Origin of the sequence: Desulfobaculum bizertense DSM 18034, from assembly GCF_900167065.1 — a bacterium.
In the GTDB taxonomy this organism is placed as follows: Bacteria; Desulfobacterota; Desulfovibrionia; order Desulfovibrionales; family Desulfovibrionaceae; genus Desulfobaculum; species Desulfobaculum bizertense.
On record NZ_FUYA01000001.1, the window covers coordinates 534,785 to 550,369 of the forward strand.

Below are 15,585 nucleotides of genomic sequence, written 5' to 3' on the forward strand. Positions count from 1 at the left end.
TTGTGCAGTTTGGTGGGGGAAGAATTGGGGGCCAGCCCCAGCGCGGCAGTGCTGGATGGGGGGGGAGGGGAAGGTTGGGGGTCAGCCCCCAAACCCCCGCGTAAGGGAATGATTCCCTTACGTATCCTCATCGAGTTTGAATTTCCTCCACGCTTCGCGTGAATGAAATTCAAACTTGGGTGAGAATGGCGTAAAGAGCTTCTTTCTCTTCTGCGAGTTCGCCACCATTTTCTTTCTGAACGCTTGCGTTCAGAAAGAAAATAAGTGCGGCAGAAAAAGGCAGAAGAACACGCGTTTTGGAAATGCCCACTAGCTCAAAAAAATACGGCTGATGGAGAGGAAAGCGAAGCTTTCATCCTATTCAGCCGTTTTTTTTTGAGCGAAATCGGGATTCCCAAGGGCCTCGTCCTTGGGCGGGGTCAAGGGGCAGCGCCCCTTGTAGGGGGTATGGGGGACAACGTCCCCCATAAAAAACTACTGCGTAACCCACTGAATAGCGTCAAGACGCTGCTCATGCGGGAAGGTCTGAGCGTCGATGCGGAGGACGGTTTTGACAACGCTGACGGTGTTCTTAATCCACGCTTCGTCGGCGACAAAGGCGGCTCTGGAAATTTTGCCATGGAATTTGAGAGCGACAAACGAGTCTTCAAAAAGCGCGGCAACTTCGAAGCTGGTTCCCGGCTCGACCTCAATGAAAAGAGGAATCTTTTTGTCGCCAGAAAATGCTTCCTCAGCAGCGGGGCGTACAACATCTAAGTATTCTTCTTTCGTGACCTTCTCACAAATACGAAACGCTAACGCTTCACTGTTTTGAGGCAAAACTATTCTTTCTATCATGCTGTGCTCCTTGTTTGAGTGGAAGCTCTTAGCATACCCTCTCGCTTACGCTGTGTCGAACCAGAGGCATTTTTTGGGGGCCAGCCCCCAAACCCCCGCGTAAGGGAATGATTCCCTTACGTATCCTCATCGAGTTTGAATTCCCTCCACGCTTCGCGTGAATGAAATTCAAACTTGTTGGGCATAACGTCGAGAGCTTCTTTCTCTTCTGCGAGTTCGCCACCCTTTTCTTCTTGAACGCGAGCGTTCAAAAAGAAAGGGTTGGAGCGCAAAGAAAAAGAACACACGGGACGCCCACTAGGCCAAAATGAAAGGGCCGGATGTAGTGGAAAGCCAACGGCTTTCACACATCCGGCCCTTTCATTTTGGGCGAAATCGGGATTCCCAAGGGCCTCGTCCTTGGGCGGGGTTAAGGGGCAGCGCCCCTTGCAGAGCACGAGACAGAGTCTCGTATATCCACCCACCACCCTCACACTCCTTGCAGAGCACGAGACGGCACCTCGTTATTCAGTAACACCAGCCATAAGAAGGCCGATCTTTTCGATTTTTTCTGTGTCGTTGACGTCAAAGACGTCCATAAATTTGCCACGGAACATAACGGCGACACGGTCGGCGAGCTGGAAAGCTTCGTTGAGGTCGCCAGTCACAAGCAGGACGCCAGACTTTCGCCGGGCGTTGAGCAAACGGTGCCAAACTTCTTCTGTTGCAGAGACGTCGAGTCCCTGACTGGGCTGTTCGGCGACGATGATCTTGGGCTGGCGGAAAAACTCACGACCGAGCACGAGCTTCTGGAGGTTGCCACCAGAGAGCTGACGTGCGCGAATTTCCGGGAGCGGTGGCTGCACGTGAAAACGCCGAATGATGCTTGTGGTCACACCTTCTGCTCGTTTCTTGTTGAGAAAGAAGCCGGGGGCAAAGCCCTTGCGGGTGGTGAGGAGCACATTGTCGACAAGATCAAGTTCGGGACAGGTTGCGCAACCGAGACGATCCTCAGGAATGTAGCTGAGAGTGTTCTTCCAGTGCCTTCCAGAGTAGAAATCGCGCCACTTCTGCCCAAGAAGCTGAACCGAACCGTGCCGGGGTTCCTCCTGACCTGTGACGGCGGCAACAAGCTCATTCTGCCCGTTGCCAGCAACGCCGACAATCGCGACGATTTCGCCGCGAACCAAAGTCAGGTTCAGATCTTCCATGCCATCGCCGGAGAGATGCTGAATTTCAAGAACGGTTTCACCCTTGGGAGCCGGGGCTTTCTCAATTTCGAGAATAACCTCACGCCCAACCATGTGACTTGCCAGCTCCTGCTTCGACTTGATGGACGACTTGGGCATGGATTCAACAATCTGCCCGCGCCGAAGAATGGCGACGTCGTCGGCAATGTCCATAATCTCATCCATCTTGTGACTGATGAAGACAACGGCCTTGCCCTGACGGGTCATTTCACGCATCGCATCAAAAAGCTGCGGTGTTTCTGTAGGAGTCAAAACAGCGGTTGGCTCGTCAAAGATGAGCACGCGGCTGTCGCGCATGAGAAGCTTGAGAATCTCGACGCGCTGACGTTCACCCATGGAAAGGTCTTCAATGCGCGCTGCGGGATTGATAGGCAGGTTAAAACGCTCAGCAAGCTCAGAGACCTTGCGCTCCATCTCGCTTGGCTTCACAAAGTATGAGCCTTCCTGGCCGAGTAAGACATTTTCGGCAACGGTCATGGTGTTCACGAGCATAAAGTGCTGGTACACCATGCCAATTCCAGCATCAATTGCGTCCTTGGAAGACGCAAAGTCGTGCGGAACACCGTCAATGATGATCTGCCCGGAGTCAGGACGAAAGCGCCCGGAGAGCATGTTCATCAGCGTTGATTTGCCTGCACCGTTTTCGCCAAGCAGAGCGAGGACACGGCCAGCGTGGATATCGAGATGAATATCCTGATTTGCTTTGACCGGGCCAAATGATTTGCTGATGCCATCGAGCCGGATAAGAGGCATGGCGGAAGGAGAATCAGACATGAAGCTTATCCTTCGGGTTCGATGTTAACGCCGAGCGAACCTGGAGCTGCCGAACTCTTGCCACTGCCACGCATGGCAGAGAAAAGCAGGACGAGGACAGTCAACAGGTAGGGGAGCATGAGCAGCAGAGACGACGGCAGGTTGGTTCCTGTGGCCTGAAGTCTGAGCTGGAATGCCATAACGCCACCAAAAAGATACGCGCCAAAGACGGCACGACCGGGACGCCAGAAGGCAAAAATAACGAGAGCAACAGCAATCCAGCCACGACCTGCACTCATGCCGTTTGTCCACAGATGGGTGTAGGCCAGCGAGAGGTATGCACCGCCAATGCCGACGAGGAAGCCACCAGCCAGAATGCCGAGCCAGCTCAGGCGCACGGGGTGCAGACCTGCGGCGGCAGCTGCTTTGGGGTATTCACCTGCGGCTGTGAGGGCCAGACCGGTTTTGGTCCGATGCCAGAAGAACCAAAAAAGCACGGGCGTGATGTAAGACAGATACACCATAGCGTCGTGCTTAAAGAATATGGAACCAATCGCAGGGATGGAAGAGAGCAGCGGGACATCAAAGGCGTAAAAGCCCGGCGCGCTCTGGCCAATGAACGGCGTCCCAAGGTAGTCGGCAAGCCCGATACCAAAGATCGTCAGGGCCAGACCGGAGACGGTCTGGTTTCCGAGGAATTCCAGACAGACGAGACCGTGAATGGCTCCCATGCCTGCGCCAGCAAGACCACCAGCAACCAGACCAAGCCACGGTGAACCTGTAAACTTGGCGGTCAAAAATGCGGCCAGCGCACCAACAATCATCATGCCTTCAACGCCAAGGTTCAGCACGCCCGCGCGCTCGGTGAACATCTCTCCGAGTGTGGCAAAAAGGACTGGAGTGCCGGACTGAATGGCGGCGGCAAGGAGAGGAATCAAAAGCTCAAGGTTCACTTGGACACCTCACCAGAACGAAACTTGATTTTGTAGGACATGAAGAACTGTCCTGCAATAACGGTCAAAAGAATCAGACCTTCCATGATGCCACCAAACGCAGCGGGGACCTGAAGTTCGAGCATCAGGTTTTCGACACCGACGCGCAGGGCAGCAAGGAACAGGGACGCAAAGGCAATGCCGAGCGGATTAAGGCGAGCGAGCCATGCGACAACGACAGCGGTAAAGCCGTATCCCACCATGATGGAAGGCTGGAGTCTGTTGACGACGGCGGAGGTCTCAATCATGCCAGCCCAGCCAGCAAGAGCACCACAGATTGCCATGACGAGCAGGACCAAAAACTTGTATGGGATTTTGGCGTAGCGGGCAGCCTTGAAGCTTTCACCGCTTGCTTTCAGCTCAAAGCCAAGGCGAGAGTGGTTGAGAAAAACATGAAGCATGACGCCGCAGGCAACGCAGACCAGCACACCCCAGTGCAGGCGGGTGCCGGGGATTGCCCCAATAATGGCGGCTTCAGAAAACTCGTCAGTCATGGGAAAGCCAAAGCTTGCAGCGGCTTTCCACGGGCCATACACCAGATATTCCAGAACAGAAATGCCGATGTAGTTAAACATCAGGGTGGTGATGATTTCGTTCACCTGGAGTTTGGTCTTGAGGTATGCGGGAATGAGCGCCCACAGGCCGCCCGCAACGGCAGAACAGAAAAACATGAGCGGCAGGAGCTGCCACGCCGGGAGCTGGGGAAACGTGATGGCTGCCCATGTGCCGCCAACGGCACCAAGAGCGAACTGGCCTTCAGCTCCAATGTTCCAGACCTGCATCCGGAATGTGACAGCTACACCGAGCGAACAAAGGAAGATAGGAACCATTTTTAAAATGGTATCTTCTATGGCGTAGCTTGCTCCAAAGGCTCCCTGCCAGAGCATAAGCATGCCCGTGAGCGCGGGCTTGCCCTGAAGTGCAAGAAGCAGACTGCTGATTCCAAGAGAAATCAGAATACATGCAGGATAAATGAAAAAGGAGCCCCACCGGGGAGGCTCCTGTCTTTTTGTGACGTTGAGTCCAAACATGAGTGTACTTTTGGCTATCGGGTGGTTCCAACGACGCCCTTAACGAACCAGGACATGCTCAGCAGCTCTTTGTCAGTAGCAACCTTGCCAGCAGGAATGACTTCCTTGCCGTTCTGGTCATAAATGGGGCCAGCGAAAACATGGTGTGCGCCCTTGGCAATCTCTGCCTTTCGTGCATTCACGGTGTCACGCACGTCCTGCGGAACCATTTTGCCGAAGGGAGCAAGACCAATAATGTTTTCTTCCAGACCGGGCCAGTAGCTGCCAGCTTTCCATGTGCCATTCTGAATCTTGGTAATCACTTCTTCATAGAAGGGAGTCCAGTTCCAGACAGCAGAGGTCAGGTGTGCATCAGGAGCAAAGGAACTCATGTCGGAGTTGTAACCGATGGAGTATACGCCGCGTTCCTGAGCAGCTTCCTGCGGAGCAGGGGAGTCCTGATGCTGTGTGATGACGTCGCAACCGATGTCCAGCAGGCTCTTTGCAGCTTCTTTTTCGGTAGCCGGATCGTACCAGGTCTTGGACCAGACAACACGAACTTCAGCCTTGGGGTTCACAGCCTGTGCGCCCAGGGTGAATGCGTTGATGCCACGGATAACTTCCGGGATGGGGAAGGCGCCAACATAACCGAGCTTGTTGCTCTTGGTCATGGAGCCAGCCACCATACCAGCGAGGTAACGGGCCTGGTACATACGCCCAAAGTATGCGCTCATGTTGCTGGATGTTTTGTATCCAGAGCAGTGCATGAACTGCGTTTTGGGGAATTTTTTGGAAATTTTCAGCATGGGGTCCATGTAGCCAAAGCTGGTAGCAAAGATGACGTCATAGCCTTTGCGGGCCATGTTCAGGATAACGCGTTCTGCGTCAGCGCCTTCTTTGACAGATTCGACATAGGACGTGCCCGAAATGCCGGGCATTTTGGCGATGGCCTGGCGGCCAAGATCGTGGGCATAGGAATACCCCGCGTCACCAATAGGAGAAACATAGACAAAACCGACCTTCATGTCCTTGGCGTGTGCGACACTACCAAAGGCAGGTGCAGCCATCAGAGCCAGCATCAGGCAGAGATACCAGATCTTGCGCATCCTCTTCATCCTCCGCATTTCACGATGATATTGATATGCGGCCCCTCGCTCCGATGCGAAAGGCCTCGCTCATTTGGGTCAAAATCTTCGCCGTGGCGAAGTTACGCTCTATTTCTGTGTAACAAGTGGCTCAACAAACTGGGATTCCGCGTCCCAGGGGAAAAGCACCCACGTGTCCTGACTTACTTCAGTAATATATGACTCAACAGTCGGCTTGCCCTTGGGCTTGGCGTAGAGTGTAGCAAAATGTGCCTTAGGAAGCATCTCACGGATAATCTTTGCAGTGTTACCCGTATCTACAAGATCGTCAATGACCAGCCAGCCTTCTCCATCACCCTCAACCGCCTTGAGAATGGTGGGTTCACCCTGGTTTTTCCAGTCGTAGCTGGTGATGCAGACAGTATCGATATGATGAATGTCAAGTTCGCGCGCAATGATGGCTGCCGGAACAAGCCCGCCACGAGTAACAGCAACAATTCCCTTGAATTCGCCAATTTCGTGGAGTCTCCAGGCAAGGGCTTTTCCGTCGCGATGCAGCTGCTCCCAGGAAACAGGAAACATTTTGTGATATCTGTCGCTTTTTGCAGACATAAAAGAACCTTCCTAAACCGCGGTTTTTAAAAACCGCACTTTTATAAATTTTGCCGTGGAACGCAAGCCCTTCGTGAACAGATTCTCCTGCGTCAAAATGTAAGTGAAAACGCTTGATATTGCAGTCGCTTACCCCGCAGAAATTGTAGAAATACATGTGCGGGCAGGAACGAAAAGGCCGCGATTTGTCGATTCCTGCACAAATAATGTGAAAATTCGACCTCCACGGTGTGACATAAGAAAAGAGGTGAGTATTTGAGTGCTAGGTGGAAATCAAGCCCTTTACGTGAATTTTTAGCTTTCAAAGCTGCATGGGGGGGAGGGAGAAATTGGGGGCGCTGCCCCCAAACCCCCGCGTAAGGGAATGATTCCCTTACGTATCCTCATCGAGTTTGAATTCCATCCACGCTTCGCGTGAATGGAATTCAAACTTGGGTGAGAAGGCGTAAAGAGCTTCTTTTTCTTTCCCGTGCGTTGCCACCATTTTCTTTTTGAACGCGAGCGTTCAAAAAGAAAATACGTGCGGCAGAAAAGGCAGAAGAACACGCGTTCGGGAAACGCCCCTAGCTCAAAAAATACGGCTGATGGAGAGGAAAGCGAAGCTTTCATCCCTTCAGCCGTATTTTTTGAGCGATAGCGGGATTCCCAAGGGCCTCGTCCTTGGGCGGGGTCAAGGGGCAGCGCCCCTTGCAGAGCACGAGACGGAGTCTCGTAACCCCACCCGTTTTGCTGTGAGATGGAGTCTTGTAACTCTCTGCCATGAACTTGGGTATTGCCTAGAAGCGTATGCTTCGTATAGAGCAGGCGTGACAATATCGCAAAATTATCACGGATAAACGATAGTCTGCGTAGGAAGAGGCCTGAGACATTGGTGCTTTTTACGTAGAGGAGGAAACGAGTGTGAGTGAACGCCATCTGGAACGCGCACTGCAATACAGGTCCTGCACACCTGAGGAGGCCGCGGATTTTCGGCCTTCTGAGTATGTTCAACTGCTGGACGGGTACTTTGGAGAGCGTCTACAGGAGCTGCTTTACCGAGCGGGTTTGCAGCGCAACTGTCCTTTTGCCCTGTGCGCTGTAGGGAGCTATGGCAGAAGGAATCCGAGTGTTTTCTCGGATGTTGAGCTGGTGCTGGTGTACCCGGGCAAGTTGCCTGCGGAGTCGCTTGACTTTGCGCCCCAGCTTTTTGCACCGCTGTGGGACAGGGGCTTTGAAGTTCGGCACGCTTTCCGAAGCTACCGGGAGATCCTGAGCGAGAGCAGAAAAGATTTTCGGGTGTTCACATCGCTTCTGGACCTGCGCTTCATAGGCGGTTCCGAAGAAATTTTTGAAGAATTTTGTGAACAGTTCCAGACAAAAGTTTTGAAAAAGAAACACCGGGCGTTCCTGTCCTTTGTAAAAAAGAATGTAGGGACACGCCGCCGCCGAAGCGGGAGCGCCGCAGAGCGGGTCGAACCTGATTTGAAAGAGTCTGTGGGCGGCCTGCGGGATGTGCAGCAACTGCGCTGGCTGGGGCAGGTGTTCTACGGCGCGGGGAGCTTTGAAGGGCTGACCGAGTGCGGTGCACTGGATGCAGAAAGCCGCCGGGTTCTGGAAGAGCAGTGGGCTTTTTTGTCTCATACCCGTCAGGTCCTGCATACCCTGAATGGTGCTCGGCAAGATGTGCTGCGGCGAGAAGATATTCCGGCAGTGGCTGGGGCACTGGGCTTTGAAGACGGACAGGGGAAAGCCGACCAGCTGGCATTTATGGGCCGCCTGTCGCAGGCTTTTGTTGCCATTCAGGCCGCGCGGGAGACCTTTAGCCGCCAGTTGCCAAATGCAGAGGGTGAAATTCCTGCGCGTACGTCAATTGCTCCGGGCGTAGAACTTTCTGGTGATGAACTGTTCCTAGGTGAAGAGAAAACGCTGGAGTCTCCAGAAGATGTGCTGTGGCTCTTTGGCGTCTCTGCGCGTGAGGGAGTTCTGCTGGCGTGGCCAACCCAGAGAGAAGTTATTTCCCGTTCGGCAGACTGGAAAGATGTCCTGACGGGAGCGCCAGAAGCGCTGGAGCTTTTCCGAAATATTTTGCAGGCCGGAAACGCTGAGGACACACTGGTCCAGATGATGGAAACAGGATTCCTTGGCGTGTGTATTCCTGAGCTTGCGGCTGTGCAGTACCGAGTTCCGACAATGCAGGAACACGTGTTTACCTCTGGCCGCCATTGCCTCGCGACACTGCATTTGCTGGCGCAGGCAGAAAAACGTGCGCCAGAAGCCTTTAAGGAAGAACAGCGCCGCTGCGGGCAGGAAGAAACAGTTTTGCTTGCGGCCTTGCTCCATGCAATTGGTCCCGGCGATGCAAACCAGGGTGCAGAGGATACCGTGGAGCAGCTGCTGGAGCGCTGGAAAATGCCACGGGAACAGGCCGAAGATATTCTTTTTTTGGTGACGCGGCGCACGGTGCTTCTCGATGTCGCCCGACACCGGGACACCAATGATGAATCAGAGATAGCACGCTGTGCGGCGCTGATTGGCTCGCCGGAACGGCTGGACAGGCTCTACCTCTTTACGTGGGCACATGCGAGGGCGACGAGTCCAAAACTGTGGACCAGAAGCATTGCGCAACATGTGGCTGACCTCGTGGCCAAGGTGCGGAGGATGCTGGAAAGCGGTGGAGAAAAGGCTGCCGGACTTGGAAACGAGCTGCTGGATAAGCGCCGCCGGCTGTATGAGGCGCTGGAAAAACAGAGCGGTGAAGAACTCGCTCAGGATATGCTCGAGGCCGTCCCGGCGCGATATATTCTTTCTGTGGAACTGCCGGATATTTTGCGTCACGCTGAGATGCTGCAAAAGCTCAAGGCCGCGGTGGAACAGGACCAAAGAATTAAACCCGGTGGACGCGGTGGCGCTGGCGTAATTGTTCGCGACCTGCGCTTTGATTCGCTCGAAGATGAATGGGAATTCTGTGTCGCAGCGCAGTACTCGCCAGATTTTGCTGCCGCGGTGAGCGGAGTGATGGCGCTGATGGAAATCCCGGTGCAGTCGGCTGTGAGCTTTGTGTGGCGAAATGGCTCTGTGCTTCATATTTTCCGAATGAAGTCGCTGCCAGAATCCATGCCGCGGGATGAGCTGTTCTCGCGGGTGGAAATTTCACTTCGCTCCGCACTGACGGGACGGCTTGCGCTGGATACACACCTTGAGTCGGATATTCCAGAGCCGTGCTCAGGAAAAGACGCAGAGACAGGTGTGGAGCTGGGGGTCGATAACGATGATTCCGCATTCCATACCGTGCTGGAAATGAATGCGCCGTTCCGCAGAGGGCTGATGTACCTGTGCGCCAGAGTCTTCCGTGATATGGGAATGGACCTTGTGTTTTCGCGAGTGCGGCGACAGGCAGGCCGCTGCCGAATGGAGTACTTTGTTCGGGAGAGCGGGAAACGCATCGAGGCGAAAAACCGACTTGATGATGTGAGAAAACGACTTTTTGCAATGACGCTCGGTGAGTGATGCCGTAGCTGGGCTGCGAGAGGAATATCATATTTGAGACGCCACCCCCTTTAGGGGGTGGCTCTTTTTGTATGTTAGACTAAGGGGATGGGGAGAAATAAAAAAATACTCTATCAACACTGTAGCAGTGAGGAATTTTACATTGTCAACATTGTGATGTTACATTGATATGAATGTTGAAGAGGGGAGTGCTGTCTATAACGTGATGGTGTTGAGTTTTGGTACTGCGTCTTGACAGAATCGAAAAGTGTGCTATGGTGCTCGCGATTTAGCACAGATATACACAACCGAAATGGGGAGCCTGTATGGATAAAGTTGTTGTCGAAAATGTATGTAAAATTTTCGGTTCCCACCCTGAGCGCGGCCTTGATCTTTTGAACAAAGGACAAGGCAAACAGGAAATCTTTGAGAAGACAAAGCTGTCTGTTGGCGTGGACAATGCGTCGTTTACCGTGAAGGAAGGAGAGATCGTTGTCATAATGGGTCTTTCCGGGAGCGGCAAATCAACGCTGGTCCGTTGCATCAACCGCCTTGTTGAGCCTACGTCTGGCCATATATTCATTGATGGTCAGGACATCACCGATCTTTCTGCGAACGAGTTGCGTCTTGTTCGCCAGCAGAAACTGGGCATGGTCTTTCAGAAGTTTGCCCTGTTCCCACACCGTACGGTGCGCGAAAACGTTGAATTTGGTCTCGAAGTGCAGGGTGTTTCCCTTGGCGAACGCCGCAAGAAGGCCCGTGAAGCATTGGATAGAGTCGGTCTTGGTCAGTGGGCCAAGTCGCGTCCTTCTGATTTGTCTGGTGGTATGCAGCAGCGTGTCGGACTTGCCCGTGCGCTCGCTTCTGATCCGGACATTTTGCTCATGGATGAGGCCTTTAGCGCCCTCGACCCGCTGATTCGGCGGGATATGCAGGACGAACTGATTGAGCTTCAGAAAAAGCTCCGCAAGACAATTATTTTCATCAGTCACGATCTGGACGAAGCGCTGAAGCTTGGTGACCGGATTGTTCTGATGAAAGACGGCCGCATTGTGCAGGTCGGGACGCCAGAGGATATTCTGACCAGCCCGGCTAACGATTACGTTGAGCGCTTTGTGGAAGACGTGGATATTACCAAGGTGCTGACCGCTGAAAACGTGATGAAAAAATCCGAAACAGTGGCTTTCATGCGCTCTGATGGTCCGCGTACTGCGCTCCGTAAAATGCGGGCAAACAACATTTCCAGCATTTTTGTTTTGGACCACGAGCATCGGGTACTTGGGCTTTTGTCGGCAGATGTTGCTGCAAAGCTCGCCGAGCGTGGCGACAAGACCCTTGATGCTGCGGATTTGCTTGATGTGCAGACCGTCAGCCCTGACGCGCCTGCATCTGAGCTGTTCAACATGATGTATGAAAGCTCGTTGCCTGTCGCCGTGGTGACCCCAGACCACAAACTTATGGGTGTCATCATTAAGGGACTTCTGCTCGGAGCTGTTGCCGAGCGTGGTGGTCTCGAAGACTGGTCCGCAGACGATGCCGTTCGGCTTCTGCGTCAGCGTGCCAGCTCTTCTTCCCGTGCCGAAAGAGTCGGTCTGTACTCCTGACGGTACATCTTTCCTCTTCTTACTCAGTGTCATGAATGCCCGACTCGCCAGTACTAAGCTGGTGAGTCATGGTGCATTCTGCGATCAGGATTCGCCCAGAGCTGTGAGCTGTCTGCTTTCGCTCCCCGCGGCGAGTCCGCTTCTGCCTTTCTTCTCTGAAAGGTTCCAAATATACCGGGAGGCTCTGTGATTGATTTTATGAAGATCAGAAAAACTGTTGCTGTTTGTCTTATGAGCGCTTTTGTTGGGCTTGCGTGTCTTGCCGGGCCTGCTTCGGCTCAGGACAAGATTGTTTTCACTGACCTGAGCTGGGACAGCGTGATGGTCCACAACCGTGTTGTGGGATTTATCATCAAGCATGCCTATGGCTATGACAGTGAATATCTGCCCGGCGGAACGACCATTATGTTCCAGGCTGTGGCTTCCGGCGACGTCGATGTCGATATGGAAGTCTGGGTCGACAACATGCAGCGGGCCGTGAAACGTGCTGTTGCGCGGAAACGGGTGATTGATCTTGGTTCAAACTTTGCTGACTCCTGGCAGGGCTGGCTGGTGCCCACCTATCTCATCAAGGGCGATCCAGAGCGCGGCATTAAGCCTGTTGCTCCTGATCTGCGCACCGTGCAGGACCTGAAAAAATACTGGAAGCTGTTTAAGGACCCGGAAGATCCCACCAAGGGCCGTTTGTACGGCTCCATCGCGGGCTGGTCCGTGACTCCGGACAATGAAAGAAAGTTTGCCGCCTATGGGCTGGAAGACACGTTTAATATGTTTATCCCCGGTTCTGACGCTGCACTGTCTGGCACCATGACCAGAGCGTATCGCAAGGGCAAGGCCTGGGTTGGCTATTACTGGGCACCCACGTGGGCGCTTGGTATGTATAACATGACCCGCCTTGAAGAGCCTGCCTACAGCGACGAGCAGTGGGAGAAAGACCGGGGCTGTTCCGCTCCTGTCCCCCGCGTCCACATCATCGTGAACAAGCGCCTGCCAGAAAAGGCTCCGGAGCTTGTGGCGCTGCTCAAGAAATATGAGACGACCACCGCGATGAACAATGAATTTCTTGCGCATATGAGTGCTGAAAAGTGCTCCGCAGATGAGACTGCGATTTGGTTTTTGAAGAAGCATCCAGAAGTCTGGAAGACGTGGGTCTCCGAGGCTGATGCCGTGAAGGTTATGGACGCCCTCGCTGCAATTTAACCCTCGCCTGTGCTGAAACATAAACCAAGGAGACAGTATGTTTGAATTTCCCAAAATGTTTTATATACCGCTGGCAAAGTGGACTGACTCGGTCATGGACTGGATGCTCATGCACTGGGGCGAATTTTTCGATAGCGTTGGCCAGACGCTGCTCACGATGCTGGTACAGGTTGAGCGCCTGTTCCTCTGGGTACCGTGGCCTGTCGTGCTGGTCCTGACGTTTATTGCGGGCTGGAGAATCATGGGCAAGCTGCGTGCTGGCGCTGTAATGTCCCTGATGCTTTTTGCCATTGGCTGTTTTGGCTACTGGGACTTTGCCATGATGACCCTCTCGCTGGTTGTGGGGGCCGTGGTGCTGTCTCTGGCTGGTGGGGTGCCGCTTGGTATTCTCATGGCCAAAAGTGACCGCTTTCAGGCCGTGATGAAACCACTTCTGGACGCCATGCAGACTATGCCAAGCTTTGTGTACCTGATTCCGGTGCTGATGTTTTTTGGCCTTGGCAAGGTGCCCGCGCTGTTCGCAACGATTATTTATGCCATGCCACCGCTTATCCGCCTGACCAATGTTGGCATTCGCGAAGTCCCCAAAGACGTGCTGGAATGCTCGCAGGCCTTTGGAGCAACGGGCTGGCAGACCCTCGTAAAGGTAGAACTGCCTTTGGCCCGCCCAACTATTGTTGTCGGCGTGAACCAGACAACCATGATGGCGTTGTCTATGGTCGTGGTCGCATCCATGATTGGCGCGCGTGGGCTGGGCATGGAAGTGCTTGTTGCAATCAACAGAATTGAGGTGGGACGCGGTTTTGTTGCCGGTCTGTCCATCGTTATTCTGGCAATCATTATTGACCGTTTGACGCATGCCATGGCAAGCGCCGAATCGGCCAATGCCTAGGACAATTCCTCCTGAAGACCCGCCTTTGTGCGGGTCTTTTTTTATGCTCTTTTGATGGCGTGCTGGCTGGATTCTGTGGAAGATGCTAGAGCTTTCGTGGTCCGAATGATTCATCGCGTGGAGGAGTGTATGCGTTCGTTTCCCTTTTCGTTTTCTGATTCGGCAGGCTGCCCTGATTTTGGCCCGGGTGTCCGGCGTTCTCCTGTCTTTGCCCAAAAATGCATGGCCGCAGCAAGCCAGCCGCAGGCGGTACAGGCCGGACTCTCGATGCTTGCACAGGGCGGAACTGCGGCAGATGCGGCGATAGCTATGGCCGCAGTGCTTGCGGTTATTGAACCATGCTCTACGGGGCTTGGTGGCGATGCCTTTGCTCTCTATTATGATGCGTCCTGTGCGCAGGTTGCCGGACTTAACGGGTCAGGTCGTTCTCCCAAAGCGCTGAGCCTTGAGCTGGTGAAAAAGCGCTGTGGTGCGGAGCTGCCGCCTCGGCATCCGCTGTGTGTTACGGTACCCGGTGCTTTGTCTGCGTGGTGTGCGCTGCTTGAACGCTATGGGCGTTTGCCTCTTGAACAGGTTTTGGCTCCAGCTCTGAGCTGTGCCCGTGAAGGGTTTAGTGTTGGACCTGTGACCTCAATGCTCTGGAAAGAGGGCGAATCTGTCTTGCGGGTGGCTGGAGGACAGGAACTCCTCAAGAATGGCCGTGCGCCGCGTCCCGGTGAAGTGATGTACAGCCCCGGCATGGAGCGGGTTTTGACGGGACTCTCGCGGGCGGGAACTCCTGCTGCGGCCCATGAGCTGTTTTATGCGGGAGAATTTGCGGCGGATATTGTGCAGGCGGTGCAGGAACGGGGTGGAGTGCTCGAACGCTCTGACATGGCCGCGCATCACTGCGACTGGGCTGATTCTGTTTCAACGGTGTATCAGGGAATGACTGTGCACGAGTGTGCCCCCAATGGGCAGGGCATTACTGCGCTTATTGCCTTGAATATTTTGCAGGAGCTTCGTGAGTCCGGTGTGGATATGCGGGATGAGGCGATGCGTTTGCACATGCAGATTGAAGCTATGCGGCAGGCTTTTGCGCTGAGTCGCGAGCATGTCACTGACCCCCGCGCCATGCACGCCCGGTCTGAGCAGCTTCTGTCACGGGATTTGGCGGCACGCTGTGCCCGTCAGATTTTTATGGACCGTCGAAATGTCTCGGTAAACGCTCAGCCACTTCCCAGCTCTGACACCGTGTATTTTTGCGTGGTTGATGCTGAGGGGAATGCCTGTTCTATGGTGAACAGCTGTTACATGACATTTGGAACGGGAATAGTGCCCAAAATGACCGGATTTGCTGTGCAAAATCGGGGACATAATTTTTCGCTCGATCCGTTGCATGATAATGTGCTTGCCCCGGAGAAGCGTCCGTATCATACTATTATTCCTGGCCTAATGACATATGCTGATGGCTCGCTTGCCGGACCGTTTGGCGTCATGGGAGGCTTTATGCAGCCACAGGGACATGTGCAGGTTCTTTCATCTCTTCTTGATGATGGCTATGACCCGCAATGTGCACTGGACCGGGGACGGTTTTGTATAGAAAGTGGCAGTCCGCAAGGTCTTGTCGCGCTGGAAGAAAGTGTCCCTGAACAGCTGCGAAACGCCGTGTCTGCACTTGGACACCCTGTGCGCTGTGTGCAGGGCTATGAGCGTGGACTTTTTGGTCGGGGGCAGTGCATTTTGCGCAATCCCACGACTGGATTTTTGTGTGCGGGCAGTGATGCCCGGGCTGATGGCTGTGCCTTTGGCTTCTAAGTGACACAAAAGATTACAGGAAAAGAATCTTGAACCTTGCCTTGAACTGTGGGGCAGGGTAAAGTGAGCACTTCCGGGACTTCGCCCGAGAATAAGAAACAGGAGTTGT

11 protein-coding genes are annotated in these 15,585 nt (G+C 53.9%); 5 read left to right on the plus strand and 6 right to left on the minus strand.

The genetic code is table 11. From position 1 onward, the window contains the following. Positions 1-474: 474 nt before the first annotated feature. From B5D23_RS02440 to gpt, 6 genes are all read right to left on the minus strand, one after another. On the minus strand, positions 475-837 hold the full coding sequence (locus B5D23_RS02440) for a SpoIIAA family protein (RefSeq protein ID WP_078683794.1): 363 nt from the start codon (positions 835-837) through the stop codon (positions 475-477). Positions 838-1,340: 503 nt separating this feature from the next. After that, positions 1,341-2,840, minus strand: coding sequence for an ABC transporter ATP-binding protein (locus B5D23_RS02450; protein ID WP_078683796.1), 1,500 nt, complete (start codon positions 2,838-2,840; stop codon positions 1,341-1,343). Between the two features lie 5 nt (positions 2,841-2,845). Further along, positions 2,846-3,772, minus strand: coding sequence for an ABC transporter permease (locus tag B5D23_RS02455; protein ID WP_078683797.1), 927 nt, complete (start codon positions 3,770-3,772; stop codon positions 2,846-2,848). Next, positions 3,769-4,842: an ABC transporter permease gene (locus B5D23_RS02460; protein WP_078683798.1), complete on the minus strand. Its 1,074-nt coding sequence runs from the start codon at positions 4,840-4,842 to the stop codon at positions 3,769-3,771. Before B5D23_RS02460 ends, B5D23_RS02455 begins: the two co-directional genes overlap by 4 nt. A 14-nt stretch (positions 4,843-4,856) precedes the next feature. Continuing rightward, positions 4,857-5,927, minus strand: a complete 1,071-nt coding sequence (locus tag B5D23_RS02465; protein ID WP_078683799.1) for a BMP family ABC transporter substrate-binding protein — start codon at positions 5,925-5,927, stop codon at positions 4,857-4,859. Between the two features lie 108 nt (positions 5,928-6,035). Beyond that, positions 6,036-6,518 (minus strand): xanthine phosphoribosyltransferase, encoded by a 483-nt coding sequence (gene gpt / locus B5D23_RS02470; RefSeq protein ID WP_078683800.1) that lies wholly within the window; start codon positions 6,516-6,518, stop codon positions 6,036-6,038. A 900-nt stretch (positions 6,519-7,418) separates the two neighbouring features. On the opposite strand from gpt, the gene B5D23_RS02475 reads away from it, so the two are divergent. The 5 genes from B5D23_RS02475 to B5D23_RS02495 all read left to right on the plus strand — a co-directional run bounded on the left by B5D23_RS02475 (position 7,419) and on the right by B5D23_RS02495 (position 15,476). Next, positions 7,419-10,004, plus strand: coding sequence for a [protein-PII] uridylyltransferase family protein (locus B5D23_RS02475; protein WP_159445878.1), 2,586 nt, complete (start codon positions 7,419-7,421; stop codon positions 10,002-10,004). Positions 10,005-10,309: 305 nt separating this feature from the next. Further along, entirely contained in the window at positions 10,310-11,587 is a 1,278-nt protein-coding gene (locus tag B5D23_RS02480) for a quaternary amine ABC transporter ATP-binding protein (protein ID WP_078683802.1), read from the plus strand. A 186-nt stretch (positions 11,588-11,773) separates the two neighbouring features. Next, positions 11,774-12,787 (plus strand): ABC transporter substrate-binding protein, encoded by a 1,014-nt coding sequence (locus B5D23_RS02485; protein WP_200803614.1) that lies wholly within the window; start codon positions 11,774-11,776, stop codon positions 12,785-12,787. 37 nt (positions 12,788-12,824) lie between these two features. Next, on the plus strand, positions 12,825-13,679 hold the full coding sequence (locus B5D23_RS02490) for an ABC transporter permease (protein WP_078683803.1): 855 nt from the start codon (positions 12,825-12,827) through the stop codon (positions 13,677-13,679). 129 nt (positions 13,680-13,808) lie between these two features. Next, a complete protein-coding gene (locus B5D23_RS02495) occupies positions 13,809-15,476 on the plus strand; it encodes a gamma-glutamyltransferase family protein (RefSeq protein ID WP_078683804.1) in 1,668 nt (555 codons plus the stop codon). Positions 15,477-15,585 lie beyond the last annotated feature (109 nt).

Bases quoted from the DNA above. Each gene is read 5' to 3' on its own strand.
- B5D23_RS02495 (WP_078683804.1), top strand. From the start codon at position 13,809: ATGCGTTCGTTTCCCTTTTCGTTTTCTGATTCGGCAGGCTGCCCTGAT.
- B5D23_RS02460 (WP_078683798.1), bottom strand. From the start codon at position 4,842: ATGTTTGGACTCAACGTCACAAAAAGACAGGAGCCTCCCCGGTGGGGC.
- B5D23_RS02480 (WP_078683802.1), top strand. From the start codon at position 10,310: ATGGATAAAGTTGTTGTCGAAAATGTATGTAAAATTTTCGGTTCCCAC.
- B5D23_RS02450 (WP_078683796.1), bottom strand. From the start codon at position 2,840: ATGTCTGATTCTCCTTCCGCCATGCCTCTTATCCGGCTCGATGGCATC.
- B5D23_RS02440 (WP_078683794.1), bottom strand. From the start codon at position 837: ATGATAGAAAGAATAGTTTTGCCTCAAAACAGTGAAGCGTTAGCGTTT.
- gpt (WP_078683800.1), bottom strand. From the start codon at position 6,518: ATGTCTGCAAAAAGCGACAGATATCACAAAATGTTTCCTGTTTCCTGG.
- B5D23_RS02490 (WP_078683803.1), top strand. From the start codon at position 12,825: ATGTTTGAATTTCCCAAAATGTTTTATATACCGCTGGCAAAGTGGACT.
- B5D23_RS02465 (WP_078683799.1), bottom strand. From the start codon at position 5,927: ATGCGCAAGATCTGGTATCTCTGCCTGATGCTGGCTCTGATGGCTGCA.